Source organism: Nocardia terpenica (assembly GCF_013186535.1).
Lineage (GTDB): Bacteria > Actinomycetota > Actinomycetes > Mycobacteriales > Mycobacteriaceae > Nocardia > Nocardia terpenica.
The window spans coordinates 693,882-709,015 of the sequence record NZ_JABMCZ010000002.1 but is presented as its reverse complement, the minus strand read 5'-3'; the positions used below and the strand labels follow the sequence as shown (position 1 = coordinate 709,015).

Genomic DNA, 15,134 nt, shown 5'->3' with positions numbered 1-15,134 from the left:
TTTGCGCCCTGGGAAGGAAACAAGCGTGCTGTCCGACGCGGTACGGAGCGAACTGGCCGCGGATCTCGCGGCCGCCGAGCGGGACCGGGTGCCGGTCGATCCGCTGATCACGCGGTATCCCGGCATCGACGTGGTCGACGCCTACGAGATCCAGCTGATCAACATCCGCCGCCGGCTCGCGGGCGGGGCGCGGGTGGTGGGCCACAAGGTGGGGCTGTCGTCGAAGGCGATGCAGCAGATGATGGGCGTGGACGAACCGGACTACGGTCACCTGCTGGGGGAGATGCGGGTGTTCGAGGACGTGCCGGTCGAGGCCGCGCGGTATCTGTATCCGCGGGTCGAGGTGGAGGTGGGCTTCGTGCTCGGCAAGGATCTGCCGGGCGCGGACTGCACCGAGGCCGACGTGCTGGACGCGACCGTCGCCTACGCGCCCGCGATCGAGCTCATCGACACGCGCATCAAGGACTGGAACATCGCGCTGTGCGACACCATTGCCGACAACGCGTCGTCGGCCGGGTGGGTGCTGGGTGCGCAGCGGGTGGAACCGGATCGCCTGGATATCAAGAACATCGACGCCCGGCTGACGCGCAATGCCGAGGTGGTCGCCGAGGGCCGCAGCGATGCCGTGCTCGGCGATCCGACGATCGCGGTGGCCTGGCTGGCCCGCAAGGTCGCCTCGTTCGGGGTGCGGCTGCGCGCCGGCGACATCGTGCTGCCGGGTTCGTGCACCCGCGCCATCGACGCCCGGCCGGGCGATGTGTTTCGTGCCGAGTTCGCCGGACTCGGTTCGGTCCGTGTGCAATTCAGCTGAGGAGAATGTGTTGACCGCGAATGGAAAGGTTGCCGCCGCGATCGTCGGCTCGGGCAACATCAGTACCGACCTGCTGTACAAGCTGCTGCGGTCGGAGCGGATCGAGCCGCGCTGGATGATCGGAATCGACCCGGACAGCGAGGGTTTGAAGCGCGCCCGCGGGCTGGGGCTGGAGACCTCGCACGAGGGGGTGCAGTGGCTGCTGGCGCAGAGCGAACTGCCGGAGCTGCTGTTCGAGGCGACCTCGGCCTACGTGCATCGCGACGCGGCCCCGAGGTACGCCGAAAAAGGCATCCGCGCGGTCGATCTCACCCCGGCCGCGATCGGGCCCGCCGTGGTGCCGCCGGTGAATCTGGGCGCGCACGTGGATGCGGCGAACGTCAATATGATCACCTGCGGTGGGCAGGCGACGATTCCGATCGTGGCCGCGGTGTCCCGCGTGGTCGAGGTGCCCTACGCCGAGATCGTGGCCTCGGTGTCGTCGGTCTCGGCCGGTCCGGGCACCCGCGCGAATATCGACGAGTTCACCAAGACCACCAGCCGCGGGGTGGAGACCATCGGCGGCGCGCGGCGCGGCAAGGCGATCATCATCCTCAACCCCGCCGAACCGCCGATGATCATGCGCGACACCATCTTCTGCGCCATCCCCGCCGACGCCGACACCGCCGCGATCGCGGAGTCGGTGCACCGCATGGTCGCCGACATCCAGCAGTACGTGCCCGGTTACCGGCTGCTCAACGAACCGCAGTTCGACGAGCCGTCGGTGGTGTCCGGCGGCATGGCGAAGGTGTCGGTGTTCGTGGAGGTGGAGGGCGCGGGCGATTTCCTGCCGCCCTACGCGGGCAATCTCGACATCATGACCGCCGCCGCCACCAGGGTCGGCGAGGTCATCGCCGACCGTATCGTGTCCGCCCGGGTGTAAGGAGCTCTCCGACAATGCCTTTCAGCACAGACCTGGACATCCGCGTCACCGACACCTCGCTGCGCGACGGATCCCACCACAAGCGCCACCAGTTCACCGCCGACGAGGTGCGCGCGATCGTCGGCGCGCTGGACGGCGCCGGTGTGCCCGTGATCGAGGTGACCCACGGCGACGGCCTGGGCGGTTCCTCGTTCAACTACGGCTTCGCCAAAACCCCCGAGCAGGAACTGATCACGATCGCCGCGCAAACCGCCAAGCGCGCCAAGATCGCGGTGCTCATGCTGCCCGGCGTCGGCGTCAAGGAGGACATCAAGATCTCCCAGGACAACGGCGCGTCGATCGTCCGCATCGCCACCCACTGCACCGAGGCCGACGTCTCCATCCAGCATTTCGGCCTGGCCCGCGAATTGGGCCTGGAGACGGTCGGTTTCCTCATGATGGCCCACAGCCAGCCCCCCGAGGTCCTGGCCAAGCAGGCCCGCATCATGGCCGACGCGGGCTGCCAGTGCGTCTACGTCGTCGACTCCGCCGGAGCCCTTGTCCTGGAACAGGTTTCCGACCGGGTATCGGCTCTGGTGGCCGAACTCGGCGCCGACGCCCAGGTGGGCTTCCACGGCCACGAAAACCTCGACCTCGGCTGCGCCAACTCCATCTTCGCCATCCGCGCCGGAGCCACCCAAATCGACGGCAGCGCACGTCGTTTCGGCGCGGGCGCGGGCAACACCCCCGTCGAGGCCCTGATCGGCGTCTGCGACAAGCTCGACATCACCACCGGCATAGACTTTTTCGCCATAGCCGACGCCGCCGAAGATGTTGTCCGCCCGGCCATGCCCCAGGAATGCCTCCTCGACCGCCAGTCGCTCATGATGGGTTATGCGGGGGTCTACTCCAGCTTCCTCAAACATGCCGAACGGCAGGCCGATCGGTACCAGGTGTCGGGGGCCGAACTACTGGTCCGAGCGGGGCAGCGCAAACTCGTTGGCGGGCAGGAGGATCAACTCATCGACATCGCCTTGGAACTCCGGCGCGAACAGCAGGGCGTTACTGCTGGCTAGGCCAGCCGCGGACCGGTTCAGGTGAGTGCCTCCCGGAGGGCCGCCATCCACGGCAGCCAGCGCGGATCGGGGCCTGCCGTGTCACCGCCGGTCATATTGGTGCACGTGTAACCGACCGCGACACCCGATGGGGGATGGGCGAATCCGGTTCGTCCCCCGGTGCCCACATGCCCGAACGATCCGTCCCCGAGCATGGGGTGGACGGGGCGGGTGATCTCGTAGCCGTGGGCGAAGCGATGGGTCACCGGCATCACGTCCAGGGGCGCCGGGTGGCCGAGCCGGTCGGTTTGCGGTTGCCGGGCTCGGTCCACGGTCGCCGGTGTCAGCAGTCGGATGCCGTCGACTTCACCGATGGTCGCCGCATACATCCGGGCCAGCGAGCGGGCATTGCCGATCGCGTTGCCCGACGGGACCTCCGCCGCGTGTCCCTCGCGGGTGTTGAGCATCTTGATCCCGTCGTCCCTGGTCGCCAGGGTGGCAAGGGTCGCCCGGATCAGCCGTGCGCCGACGTCGATCCCCATCCGGGCCAGCACCGGCTCCACCGCGGCGGGCGTGAGCGGGCGGTCGTGCGTGAATTGCGGGACAACACGGTGCTCTCGGCTTTCCGGCAGCCCGATCCACAGGCTGAGCCCGAGCGGCCGCGCGATCTCGGCGTCCAGAAATTCACCCACGCTCTTGCCGCTGACCCGCCGGACCAGTTCACCGGCCAGGTACCCCCAGGTGAGGGAGTGATAGTAGATCGCGGTTCCGGGCTGCCACAGGGGCGTCATCGACTCGAGCGCGGCTACGCACGCCGACCAGTCCGTCAATTCCGACACCGTGATCCCGGCATCGGGATCGAAGCTCGACATGCCCGCCCGATGCGATAGGACATCGGCGACGGTGATGTCGGCCTTGCCGCCCGCCGCGAACTCCGGCCAATACTCCCGAACCGGCGCCGCCAACTCGAGCCGTCCCCGTTCGACCAGCATGTGCACACAGGTCGCGGTCACCCCTTTCGACACCGACATCAGCACCACCAGCGACCGCGCATCCCACCCCTTACCGGCCACCGGATCCCGCCCCGTCCAGAGATCGGCAACAACGCGCCCATGCCGATAAACACACAACTGCGCCGCACCCTCATCACTACCGTGCGCCCGAGCAAAAGCATCCCGAACCGCCTCGAACCCACGCCCGACAAACCCTTCCGCCACCGCCACCACGCCTCCCCGGCAAGCTCCGACGGGGCGCGCCGGATCGGGCGAACCCCTTTTGCTCCCAATACATTACGATACCGCCAGTCATGGTGAGCCCTGTCCGGTCGGCGCAATCTTTACCGCTTGATGTTTGTGGTCGGCCAACTCGATCTGAAGCCGGTATGAGGCTTCGGCCGATCGTGAGGCTTTCCAGCACGCCGACCGTGTGGGGCTGAACTGGTAGTTCTTGTCCAGCACGACGTCCGGACTGGCGGAACGGGCTTCCATCCATGTGCCGCCATGGCGGCGCAGCAGCCGGTAGCGGTGGATTCGATCGGTGAGGATATACCACGCATATGTCCCCGCTGCAAACCCCGCGGCAGCCAGTGACGCGAGGCCGAGCGAGTTCTCGATAAGCTCTGAATTGCGCAGGAAGAAGGAATCTTCACTACGGTATTTAACGGCGAGGGTCATTACGTTGAAGAAGCAGTAGCTGAACCCCAAGAAATTGGCGGCAGCTACGCCGGCCAGCGCACGTACGAATGGCCCTCGGCGAACCCATACAACCTCGCGGATCGTATACACAAAACTCGCGACCATGCTCACGGTGAGTGGTGCGATGAATGCGACCCAGAACGCCAGAACGGAGGCTGTCACCGCAAAGTGGTTCTGCAAATATGGGGTCGCTTTATGTGCCATCGGAGTGCGTACGTACGTTGCGATCATCGCGATGGTAATTACGATTACAGCGCCGAACTGGATCCGCGTGGATAGATTCCGCCCGGTTATGTAGGAGCTGAACGCCAAGACCGGTATGGCCGAGAGTGCTCCGAATGTCAGCCCAGCGAGTGTCATGAGGTTCGCGGTGCCGGTCAATCGTTGCAGGGCTGGACTCAATATGTCGTCTGTGACGTATGGAACTCGACACAGCTTTGCAAGTCCTAAGACCAGCAGGATCTGTGTGAAAGGGTTCCGGATGCCCGTCGACTCTCCCAATAGGTTGCGAGAGTCGGACTTGATGCGGTGTGCTGCGAGTGCGAGTACGACTAGGGGTACGAGCGCGGCGATGGCAAACTTCACGTGGACCATCCGAAGATTGCGGCAGCCCTTTCCAGCATCAGGCGCTTGCGCGCTGTCAGGTTCTCGTCCGAGAACAGGGGGCGGCGAAGGGATTCCGCGGCCTGCATCAGAAGCGTGGCAAACCATTCGGCTTGGCGCTCGATAGGGAGATCGAAGTTGCTGCGCAGACAAGCCTGCTGGGCCATGAGCCGTTGAATGACAGTGTCCGGGATCGACGGTGTAGTCCGCCTGTAGTACTGCAGCCGATCCGCAGTGGTGACCTCGTGCCCGAGTACGACGTGCCCGAGTTCATGCGCGATGAGCCCCTCGCGTTCCAACTCGGTGATACCCGACCAAACCCTGATGCAATCCTTCTCCGGCAGTGGAATCCAAATAGCGGAGAAGTCCTGGCCTTCGTATTCGCCCAGCCCGTCGACGATTTCGATGGGCCGATAGCGCTGAAGACTCAACTCTTCGATGAATCGCTGCATCGACCACGGTCGGCGCAGTGTCAGGCCCGCGATGGCTCGTTCTGCGACAACTCGATCCTGGTCCATGCTGTAGCTACCCGAGTGATTCGATGTATGCCGTCAGCTCCTGCACAGCAGCGTCGCTCAGTTGGTCCGCGGCAGGACGCAGCGCGAGATGCGGGATCTGCCGATCGCGTTGCGCGATCAGAAGTTTCAGATGTAGGTACGTTGTATAGTACTCGTCCGGGTCATCCGAAAGAAAGCTCCCCGGCATGTCAAAGTACTGAGCCAGAGCCAGAAGCAAGTCATCTGCCGGTCTCCGTGCCCCCTGCCTGCGAAGGGCTTCGATGTCTGCGGCCGTAACCAGACGGCCCAAGACCTGCGAGAGCCGGTCTGCCACAGTCGAAGAGGATACTTCGCCGTTTTCATCGATGATGGTTGCGAAGAGCTTGTTCACGCGCTCTTCCAGCGGAACGATTCGGTTGTTCAAGCTCACCGGCGACTTCTTTCACTCAGGCGGATCTGATCCAATTTTGCCCGCCACCTTGCGGTGAAGTATTCGAGTTGGGTGGATTCGAGATCGGTTGCGCGGTGTGCCAGCCACCGCCGGTACAGTTGGTCGTCACGTTCGGCTCCGGTCGCGTCCGGCGGCGGTGCCGTGAGGAACTCTCGGTAGGCGACTTCGATGGCATTCGGGAGCTCACGGTCCGGTCCGCCGGCTCGTTCGAGTACGTCCGTCGCATAGGCTGCCGAGAGCCTGGCGCCAGCGGTTTTAATCTCCCGTTCCACTCTCTGTGCGATTTCCGCTGCCGATTCCGGGAGGTCCGACCGATGGCACAGCTGAATACAGGAGTCGTGAGCGGCGAAGATACTGAGCACGACCTCGACGTCGACCTGCACCTGTCGGAATGTCAACGGGCTACTCTCGACACCGTCATCCTCTTCGAGATCGGCGCCGTGATGAAAGGCCGCTGCGGCGCTTCCTCGGCGCAGGCCCAACCCTGCGTCGTATTTCTCCAGGGTCCCCCTGGTCGGCGCTGGGCCCTTGCCCGCCTCGATCCGTTGCTGCACCTTGTCGGAAGGTCCGCCATTTGCGTACACGTCTGCTTGGTACAGGTTCTTGCTCAGGCGAAACTCCAGGACCTTCTTGCCGAACGACACAATTTTCCGTTCGAGGTTCGCCTGATCTTCCATGGTCTGAATGGTACCCAGAGAGACCTCATCGCAAGACATGTGAAACCCCCATACCTCCTGGGTAGCAAGACGCTCCTTCACTACCCTCCCCTACGGTAGCTGGCTTTCCGTAGTTCCGGGTTGTGTTCCGGCAAAGTTCGCCTCGAGCTCGCCTGACGAGACGGAGCGGTCGCAACACTTCAGCACCATGCCCCAGGAGGCCGACCCTGTGCGCTGCTGGATCCGGCTGCGGTGGGAGCGGCGTGGGGTGATGCTGACCGAAGCGCTCCTGAAAGTTCTGTTGACATTCCCTTGTGATCCGCCTTACATTCGCTTAGGGGGTCGGGTTGCGGAAGGACGGTCGCCTGTACATGCCGCTAGGAGTCCACGTCGAACCGGCGAGGCATGAAAGTGCTTCTGCCTGAATACTTTCGTTGCACAGCGCATGTACGAGGGGTTGCGCTGTACAGACGGTCGCTGAATTGCATGGCGGTACAGGGAGGCTGGTTTCGACAATGTCTTCGAACGTCGGGCCTATCAAAAGACGGTCGCGGACCGGACGCAGATCGAATCCTCACGACTTGCGGGAGATTGCGGCAACACACGGCATGGATGCCATTGTGACGCGAATCAGCGAGTTACATGCTGCGGGTAATCATTTGGCGGCGGACACCATCGAGTACGAGCTGCGGGGGTCGGGTATGGGTGGGGAACTGGTCGACTCCGATTACATCGTCCGCTTGACCAGGCGGCTGACGGCCGCATTGCGTGACGACGCGGTGGATGAGACCACCGCGTTGCGGCTGGTGGGAACGCTGATCGCCCGCGCCGCCGGAGGCGGCGGATGTGGGGACGGGCGGCCCCCGCGCTGGAAATGAAAGGCCACGATCCAGATGAAGCACGCTTTGATCATCGGTGGTGGTATAGCCGGTACCGCGACCGCGATGGCACTCCGGAAGGCTGGTATCTCCTCGACCGTCTACGAGGCATTCGCCCACGGCGCCGACGATATCGGTGCCTTTCTGATGATCATGCACAACGGGATGGATGCGCTGCGGGTCGTCGACGCGGACGGATCGGTTGTGGCCGCGTCGTTCTCGACTCCCAGAGCCGAGTATCTCGATGGTGCGGGGAATGTATTTTCCAGCGGACCGTTCGGAGCTGACCATCCCGACTCGGCCGGTCCGCGAACTCTTACCCGCGCCGATCTCTATCGCACGCTGCACAACGAGCTGCGGCAGCGCGGCGGGCGGATCGAGCATGGAAAACGGTTGGTCGGTGTCGTTACGAGGGCCGATGGTCGAGTGGTGGCGGCATTCGAGGACGGCACCCATGCGGAAGGCGACCTGCTGATCGGTGCGGACGGAATTCATTCCGTCACCCGCTCATTGATCGACCCGGGTGCACCGGCACCGCGCTATACCGGGCTCAATATCGCCTACGGATACACCGACGCCTCGGATATTCCCTTGTCGCCGGGCACTTTTCGCATGATTCGCGGCGGCAGCGGGTTCGGCCACACCACCTCACCCGAAGGCGTCACGTTCTGGGTGGCGCACCTCCCGGGCGCGCCCCTCGACAAGGCCGAGATCGCGGCGACAACCGCTGCGCAATGGCGAGCGCGGGCGACGGAGCTGTTCGTGAATGATGCGGAGACGACCGCGGTGCGCATCATCAACTCGACGACGGACAGGATCATGGTCAGCGCTGTTTACGAGATCCCGTCGCTGCCGCGCTGGCATCGAGACTCGATGGTTCTCGTCGGCGACGCCGCGCACGCCGCCTCTCCGCTCGAAGGTCAAGGCGCCTCAATGGCATTGGAGGACAGCATCATCCTTGCGCAATGCCTGCGCGATCTGCCCTCCCTGCCCGAAGCTTTCGACACGTATGAACGCATCCGCAGGTCGCGCGTCGAACGCCTCGTCACCTTCAGCGGGCGGGCGGCGACCATGGCGGAAGCGAAGGAAAAGGCACGCCCCGAGCGGCGGTCGTGGTTGGTGGATCATCACATCGACTGGGATGCACCGGTCATAGGCAGCGCCTGATTCGGTGTCCGGTTGTGGTTCTCGAAGTAGTCTTCTATCTACTGGACCGTGTAGTCCACTCCGGCTTACCGTGGAGATTCGATGTCACCCAGCATTCGCGAACAGTCCGATCGGCTGAAAGCTGCTGCCGCCGAGCGTCTTCCCGCCGATGTGGTCGCGGTATTCGACCGCAGCGTCCGGCAATTCCTCGCCGATGGGATCCCTGCCGACGCCATTCGGGTCGGGCAGCGGATGGAGTCGTTCACCCTCGATGACGCCACCGGGACACCGGTCACCCTGGACCAGCTCGTCTCGGCCGGGCCGGTCGTGATCGTCTTCTATCGGGGCGGCTGGTGCCCGTACTGCAATGTCGCGCTGCGCACCTACCAGCAGGAATTGCTACACCGGCTGGGCGAATTCGGTGCCCGGCTGGTGGCCGTCAGTCCCCAGCCGCCCGACGAATCCCTCTCCACGGCGGAGAAGGCCGGACTCGAATTCACCGTGCTGTCCGACCCCGGTAGCCGCGTGGCCGACCGGATCGGAATCGCCTTCCAGCAGGCCGACGAGGTGCTCGCCGCCCAGCGCACGCTCGGCATCGACCTGGCCCGAGTCAACGCCGAGGGCGCGACCCGCCTGCCTCGCCCGACCGTCCTCATCGTCGACCGCGACCGCAGAGTCCGCTTCGTCGACGTCCAGCCCGACTACACCGCCCGCACCGAAGTCGCCGACATCCTCACCGCGCTCACCGCCCTACGGTGAGCGAATGTGGTTCCAACTCAACCACATCCATGGTGACGTACGGATAGATCGGCAGCTCCCGCAAGATCTCAGGGAACGTCGGATGCGTGAGCCGGGTGCGGCGCAAGCGTATGAAGCGACACGGCTTGCCCACGCTCTCGACGCGGATCACCGCGGGAGCTGGTCCACGTGGCCGGTCCAGTGTGGTGGGCGGTCTTCCAGGTAGGCGCGCATGGCTTCGCGGGCGTCCGGGTGGTTCATCAAGGTGCGGTGGAGGTTGGTTTCCAGGGTGCCGGTTTCGGGGGCGTTGCGTTCGAATGAGGACCAGAGGAGGCGTTTGCTGGCGGCCACGGCCAGTGGGGCGGTGTTTTCGGCGATGTCTCGGGCGATTGTTGTTGCGGCGTCGAGGACCTGGTCGGCGGGGACGGTGTGTAGGCATAGGCCCATGCTGTGGGCTCGGTGGCCGTCGAAGGTTGCTCCGGTGAGTAAAAGGTATGCGGCCCTGGAGATTCCGATCAGGCGGGGGAGTGCCCAGTGGGAGTAGGCGTCGCCGATCATGCCGCGGCGGACCTGGACGACACCGTATTTGGCGTCGGTCGCCATGATGCACAGGTCGCATTGCAGTGCCAGCGTGAGGCCGATGCCGAGCGCATGACCGTTGACGGCGGCGATGACCGGCTTGCGGACCTGCCAGGCCGGTCGGTCGACACCGGCGGCACTGAAATCCGCGGCGGGCGCGCTGAATGTGCGGTCGCCCGCGCCGAGATCCGCGCCCGCGCAGAAGGCGGGCGGTGTTCCGGTGAGCACGACCACCCGCACCTCGTCCTCGGCATCGCAATATCGGTACGCATCGGCCAGTTCCGCACCCATCTCCGCGGTGAAAGCATTGCGCCGCTCGGGCCTATGCAGGGTTACGGTCGCGATCCGGTCGGTGACGCGCAGTCGCAGAGTCCGGTAATCCACGGAATGAATCCTCCCGATGTAGCTCCGCGGCAAGGGCGGCAATGTGTTCCGGATGCGGTGTGTACCCCGGGAAGTACACGCACACCCGATCGGCGGCCCCGCCGAATCGCCGCCGAATCTGCGCCGCGCACTGTCCGGGCGTGCCGCGCACCGCTATCGCCGACAGCAACGCGTCATCGATCAATTCGCTCATTCGCGCCACCGCACCCTGTTTCGACAGCGTATTGAGTCGACCCTGTAGCTCGGCGCGGCCCTCGACCTCCAAGACCGGCGCATAGGCGGGAGTCGAACCGTAGAAGGCGATCAGCCGACGCACCCCGGCATCGGCGCCGTCGAGTTCCGCCGCCGTGGTGCCGATCGCGGCCATCACCTGCGGCACGATGGCGAAGGAATCCGGATCGCGACCGCTGCGGTCGAGACCCGCCCGGACCGCGCGCAGCGTGCGTTCCCGAAAATGTGTTTCGGTATTGAACGGCATTACCAGCAGGCCGTCGGCGACCTCGGCCGCGGTGCGGACCATGATCGGTCCCAGTCCGCCCATCAGAATCGGCGGTATGCCCAGGGGACTCGGGCCCGGATCGAAGGTCGGCGGCATGAAGGTGTGCGTGGTGAACTCACCGCGAAAATCCAATGCCGTCCCGGTCTGCCACGCCGTCAGGATGGCCTTCGTCGCGGCCACGAATTCACCGAGCCGTGCCGCGGGCCGCGACCAGGCGGCGCCGTAACGCTTTTCGATATGGGGGCGAATCTGTGAGCCGAGCCCGAGCCGGAAACGGCCGCCGCTGAGCAGATGCAGATCGTAGGCCGCGTGCGCGGCGTGCAGCGGGCTGCGCGGTAATGCGATGGCCACATTCGTCATGAGGTCGGTCGGGACGGCCGGGGCGACCGCGGCCAGCGAGACGAAAACGTCGTGCCGCCCCTCGAAGGTGAACAAGCCGTCGACGCCGAGCGCGGCCAGTTCCCGGGCCCGCGCGACGACCCGATCCGGCGGCGCATCCAGCAATATATCGATTTGCACGCTACAACCAGGTGTCCTGGGTGGTCGTGGTGAGGAAATGCTCCAGATCGGCGCGCCAGGGAGCGGGTGTGGTCTTCTCCGGTTCGATAGCGGTGTACTGGCCGCGGTAGAACAGCAGCGGCCTGCCGGAGTCCGTGGATTCCGACAGGGCCTGGACCCGGCCGATCACGATGTGATGATCGCCGCCGTCGACGACGCTCGCCACCGTGCACTGGATCGCGGCGAGGGCGTCGTTCAGGAGTGGGACCTTCAGATCGGAAGTACGCCAACCGATTCCGGCGAATTTATCGGGTTCGCGGGAGCCGAAGCGGGCGCAGATCCGTTGCTGCTCTTCGGATAGAACGTTGACGCAGAAGCGGCCCGCCTGCTCGATCGCCGCCCAGGTGCGCGAGCCCTTGGTGGGGCAGAACAGGATCAGCGGCGGATCCAAGGACAGGGCGGCGAACGACTGACAGGCGAAACCGACCGGGGCACCGGCCTCGTCGAAGGTCGTGACCACGGTGATGCCGGTGCAGAACTGGCCCAGCACATCGCGGAACCGCCGCGCATCGATCGCGGCCTCGTCGGTCATATCGCTCGCCCCCACCGTCACTTGTCGCGGAATTGGATGCTGAAGTCGTGCCCCCACAGGCTGACCGCGGTCGACTCCCGGGCGATCCAGGTCTCGTCCTCCACCTCCAGTCCCTCGCAGCCGAATTCGACGTCGAAGCCGCCGGGGGTCTTCATGTAGAACGACAGCATCTTGTCGTTGACGTGGCGGCCCAGCGTCGCCGACATCTTCACCTTCCGCCGCAGCGCGCGATCCAGGCACAGCCCGACATCGTCGGAATTCTCCACCTCGATCATCAGGTGCACGATGCCGCTCGGTACCGGCATGGGCAGGAACGCCAGCGAATGATGCCGGGGATTGCAGCCGAAGAAGCGCAGCCAGGCCGGATCCGCGTCGGCGGGCCGACCCACCGCCTGCGGGGGCAGCCGCATCGAATCGCGCAGCCGGAATCCCAGCACATCGCGATAGAAATGCAGCGCCGCCCGGTCGTCCTTGGTGCTGAGCACCACGTGCCCCAAACCCTGCTCCGCGGTGACGAATCGGTGCCCGTACGGGCTCACCACCCGCCGATGCTCCAGTGCCGCACCGTGAAACGCCTCCAGCACATTGCCGGAGGGATCCTCGAACCGGATGAGCTCGTCGACCCGGCGGTTGGCCAGCTCCTCCTGGCCGCCCTCCTTGTAGGCTACCCCGGCCGCGTCCAGTCGATCCCGAATGTCTTGCAGCTCCGCGGCATTCGCGGTCTCCCAGCCGGACAGCTGGAGCCGGTCCTGCTCGCCGGGCACGATCACCAACCGGGCCGGGAACTCGTCCATCCGCAGGTACAGGGCCTCGGGATCGGCGCCCTTCCCCTCCACCATGCCGAGCACCTTCAGTCCGTACTCGCGCCAGGCCGCCATGTCGGTGGCCTCGATCCGCATATATCCCAGCGAACGAATGCCCATCACTTCTCCAGGAAATCCAGTGCCAGCTTGTTGAATTCATCGAACTTCTCCAGCTGCGCCCAGTGCCCGCAGCCGCCGAACACGTGCAGTTGCGCCCGCGGAATCGTCTTCAGCGCCACCAGCGCACCGTCCAGCGGATTGACCCGGTCCTCGCGGCCCCAGATCAGCAGCACCGGCTGCCGCAGCCGGAACGCCTCCCGCCAGAGCATGCCCTGCTCGAAATCCGCGCCCGCGAAGGATTTCCCCATCGCCCGCATCGCGGCCAGCGACTCCGGCGTGGCGGCGACGGCGAACCGCTCCTCGATCAGCTCCGGCGTAACCAGCGACTGATCGAAAACCATGATCCGCAGGAACTTTTCGAGGTTCTCCCGGGTGGGCTCGGCATTGAACCGCCCCAGCGCTTTGACGCCCTCGGTCGGATCCGGCGCGAACAGATTGGTGCTCAATCCGCCCGGGCCCATGAGGATCAGCCTGCCCGCGCGGTGCGGATGATCGAGCGCGAACCGCACCGCCGTGCCGCCACCGAGCGAATTGCCCAGCAGGTGAACGCGTTCGGTGATCTGCAACGTATCCAGCAGATCCAGCAGGGCCGATGAGCTGTGCACGAAGTACTGCGGATGCTCGGTCGGCTTGTCCGACAACCCGAATCCCGGCTGATCCACCGCCAGCACGTGGTAGCGCTCGGCCAGCACCGCGATATTGCGGGCGAAGTTCGACCAGGACGAGGCGCCCGGCCCGCCGCCGTGCAGCAGCACGATGGTCGGGCCGTGACCCACCCCCGCCTCGTGGTAGTGCAGCGTCAGGTCGGGGCGTACCTGCGCGTAGCGCGACGTCGACTCGAAGGTCGGCTCGGTGCGCGCGTCCGATGCCGTGGTCATCTACACCATCCCATCCGTGACCGGCAGCCCGAACTCGTGCGTGCCGTACATGATGTAGGCGCGCTCGGGATCGTTGGCCGCGTGTACCCGCCCGGCGTGCGCGTCGCGCCAGAACCGTTGCAGCGGAGTACCGTTCGCCAGCGCCGTGGCGCCCGAACTCTCGAACAGCTTGTCGATGGAGGCAATCGCCCGCCCGGTGGCCCGCACCTGGTCGCGGCGCGCCCGCACCCGCAGATCGAACGGAATCTCCTTGCCCGCCAGCAGCAGCGCGTACTCCTCGGCCACGTTCCCCGACAGCTGCCGCCAGGCCGCGTCGATATCGCTGGCCGCCTCGGCGATGCGCACCTTGGCGAACGGATCGTCCTTGGTCTTCTCCCCGGCGTAGGCGGCGCGAATCCGCTTGCCCTGGTGGTCGATATGCGCCCGCAGCGCGCCGTAGGCCATGCCGACGATCGGTGAGGAGATGGTGGTGGGATGGATGGTGCCCCAGGGCATCTTGTACACCGGATCGGTATTCTGCTCCAGCCCGGGGGATTTCAGGTCGTTCATGGTCTTGTACGACAGGAACCGGTGCCGCGGGACGAAGACGTCCTGCACGACCAGCGTATTGGAGCCGGTTCCGCGCAGCCCCACCACATTCCACACGTCGTCGATGCGATACTCGGTGCGGGGGATGAGGAAACTGCCGAAGTCGACCGGCTTGCCGTCCTTGATCACCGGACCGCCGACGAAGGTCCAGTCGGCGTGATCGCAGCCCGACGACCAGTTCCACGCGCCGTTGACGATGTACCCGCCGTCGGTGACGACGCCCGCCCCCATCGGCGCGTACGAGGACGAGATCCGCACCTCGCTGTCCTCGCCCCACACCTCCTCCTGTGCCCGCTGGTCGAACAGCGCGAGATGCCAGTTGTGCACGCCGACAATGCTCGCCACCCAGCCGGTGGACCCGCACGCGCCCGCGATCGCGCGGACGGTGTCGTAGAAGACGACCGGATCGGCGGCCAGGCCGTCCCACTGCCGCGGTTGCAGTAGCCGGAAGAACCCGGTCTCCTGCAGCGCCTTGATCGTCTCGTCGGGAATGCGGCGCAGATCCTCTGCCTCCTGCGCGCGCTCGCGCAGCGTCGGCAACAGCGCTTCGACCCGCTCTACTACTTCTTGCGTCATCTCGGGGGCTGCTCCTGCCTGGTCGATCGGGACGGGCACGGCTGTCCGCTCGGGACAGGTACTGCCACTGAGATTAGAACAGGTTCTTATTCCTGTCGAGAACGGGTGCCTATGTTGCTAACGGGATGCCCTTTTGCTGGTCGTGCTGGGAATAGCTGGCGCCCGGCAGGACTATTTTGTAACGTGT

Annotated in this window: 17 protein-coding genes; 6 read left to right on the top strand and 11 right to left on the bottom strand. The window is 65.4% G+C overall.

What is annotated here, in order from left to right; genetic code table 11:
• The first annotated feature begins 25 nt into the window (after positions 1 to 25).
• Genes HPY32_RS14685 through dmpG form a run of 3 tightly spaced genes read left to right on the top strand, consistent with a single transcriptional unit; the run spans position 26 to position 2,788 of the window.
• Positions 26 to 811, top strand: a complete 786-nt coding sequence (locus HPY32_RS14685) for a 2-keto-4-pentenoate hydratase (RefSeq protein WP_067580618.1) — start codon at positions 26 to 28, stop codon at positions 809 to 811.
• 10 nt (positions 812 to 821) lie between these two features.
• Complete coding sequence (locus HPY32_RS14680) at positions 822 to 1,733, top strand: acetaldehyde dehydrogenase (acetylating) (RefSeq protein WP_067580622.1); 912 nt, start codon at positions 822 to 824, stop codon at positions 1,731 to 1,733.
• Positions 1,734 to 1,747: 14 nt separating this feature from the next.
• Entirely contained in the window at positions 1,748 to 2,788 is a 1,041-nt protein-coding gene (gene dmpG, locus HPY32_RS14675) for a 4-hydroxy-2-oxovalerate aldolase (protein ID WP_067580623.1), read from the top strand.
• 17 nt (positions 2,789 to 2,805) lie between these two features.
• Here the strand turns inward: dmpG and HPY32_RS14670 are convergent, their stop codons facing one another.
• From HPY32_RS14670 to HPY32_RS14650, 5 genes are all read right to left on the bottom strand, one after another.
• The gene (locus tag HPY32_RS14670; RefSeq protein WP_067585118.1) at positions 2,806 to 3,984 is read right to left on the bottom strand and encodes a serine hydrolase domain-containing protein; all 1,179 of its coding nucleotides are present in this window, start codon (positions 3,982 to 3,984) and stop codon (positions 2,806 to 2,808) included.
• A gap of 87 nt (positions 3,985 to 4,071) precedes the next feature.
• Positions 4,072 to 5,046, bottom strand: a complete 975-nt coding sequence (locus tag HPY32_RS14665; protein WP_156674085.1) for a hypothetical protein — start codon at positions 5,044 to 5,046, stop codon at positions 4,072 to 4,074.
• Entirely contained in the window at positions 5,043 to 5,582 is a 540-nt protein-coding gene (locus HPY32_RS14660) for an ImmA/IrrE family metallo-endopeptidase (protein WP_067580627.1), read from the bottom strand. Before HPY32_RS14660 ends, HPY32_RS14665 begins: the two co-directional genes overlap by 4 nt.
• A 7-nt stretch (positions 5,583 to 5,589) precedes the next feature.
• Positions 5,590 to 5,991 (bottom strand): hypothetical protein, encoded by a 402-nt coding sequence (locus HPY32_RS14655; protein WP_067580629.1) that lies wholly within the window; start codon positions 5,989 to 5,991, stop codon positions 5,590 to 5,592.
• A complete protein-coding gene (locus HPY32_RS14650) occupies positions 5,988 to 6,689 on the bottom strand; it encodes a hypothetical protein (protein ID WP_067580631.1) in 702 nt (233 codons plus the stop codon). Before HPY32_RS14650 ends, HPY32_RS14655 begins: the two co-directional genes overlap by 4 nt.
• Positions 6,690 to 7,288: 599 nt before the next feature.
• Between HPY32_RS14650 and HPY32_RS14645 the strand changes: the two genes are divergently transcribed.
• The 3 genes from HPY32_RS14645 to HPY32_RS14635 all read left to right on the top strand — a co-directional run bounded on the left by HPY32_RS14645 (position 7,289) and on the right by HPY32_RS14635 (position 9,451).
• Complete coding sequence (locus HPY32_RS14645) at positions 7,289 to 7,546, top strand: hypothetical protein (RefSeq protein WP_156674086.1); 258 nt, start codon at positions 7,289 to 7,291, stop codon at positions 7,544 to 7,546.
• 15 nt (positions 7,547 to 7,561) lie between these two features.
• Complete coding sequence (locus HPY32_RS14640) at positions 7,562 to 8,713, top strand: FAD-dependent monooxygenase (protein WP_067580635.1); 1,152 nt, start codon at positions 7,562 to 7,564, stop codon at positions 8,711 to 8,713.
• A gap of 81 nt (positions 8,714 to 8,794) precedes the next feature.
• Entirely contained in the window at positions 8,795 to 9,451 is a 657-nt protein-coding gene (locus tag HPY32_RS14635; RefSeq protein WP_067580636.1) for a peroxiredoxin-like family protein, read from the top strand.
• Between the two features lie 147 nt (positions 9,452 to 9,598).
• On the opposite strand, the gene HPY32_RS14630 is transcribed toward HPY32_RS14635, so the two are convergent.
• From HPY32_RS14630 to hsaA, 6 genes are read right to left on the bottom strand one after another with little or no spacing between them, the layout of a single operon-like run.
• On the bottom strand, positions 9,599 to 10,393 hold the full coding sequence (locus HPY32_RS14630; protein WP_067580638.1) for an enoyl-CoA hydratase/isomerase family protein: 795 nt from the start codon (positions 10,391 to 10,393) through the stop codon (positions 9,599 to 9,601).
• A complete protein-coding gene (locus HPY32_RS14625) occupies positions 10,332 to 11,411 on the bottom strand; it encodes a TIGR03617 family F420-dependent LLM class oxidoreductase (RefSeq protein WP_082870787.1) in 1,080 nt (359 codons plus the stop codon). Before HPY32_RS14625 ends, HPY32_RS14630 begins: the two co-directional genes overlap by 62 nt.
• Before the next feature lies 1 nt (position 11,412).
• On the bottom strand, positions 11,413 to 11,982 hold the full coding sequence (gene hsaB / locus HPY32_RS14620; RefSeq protein WP_067580641.1) for a 3-hydroxy-9,10-secoandrosta-1,3,5(10)-triene-9,17-dione monooxygenase reductase subunit: 570 nt from the start codon (positions 11,980 to 11,982) through the stop codon (positions 11,413 to 11,415).
• A 17-nt stretch (positions 11,983 to 11,999) separates the two neighbouring features.
• Positions 12,000 to 12,905: an iron-dependent extradiol dioxygenase HsaC gene (gene hsaC, locus HPY32_RS14615; protein WP_067580643.1), complete on the bottom strand. Its 906-nt coding sequence runs from the start codon at positions 12,903 to 12,905 to the stop codon at positions 12,000 to 12,002.
• Positions 12,905 to 13,783, bottom strand: a complete 879-nt coding sequence (gene hsaD, locus HPY32_RS14610; RefSeq protein ID WP_067580644.1) for a 4,5:9,10-diseco-3-hydroxy-5,9,17-trioxoandrosta-1(10),2-diene-4-oate hydrolase — start codon at positions 13,781 to 13,783, stop codon at positions 12,905 to 12,907. Before hsaD ends, hsaC begins: the two co-directional genes overlap by 1 nt.
• Positions 13,784 to 14,947 (bottom strand): 3-hydroxy-9,10-secoandrosta-1,3,5(10)-triene-9,17-dione monooxygenase oxygenase subunit, encoded by a 1,164-nt coding sequence (hsaA, locus tag HPY32_RS14605; protein WP_067580645.1) that lies wholly within the window; start codon positions 14,945 to 14,947, stop codon positions 13,784 to 13,786.
• Positions 14,948 to 15,134: the final 187 nt, after the last annotated feature.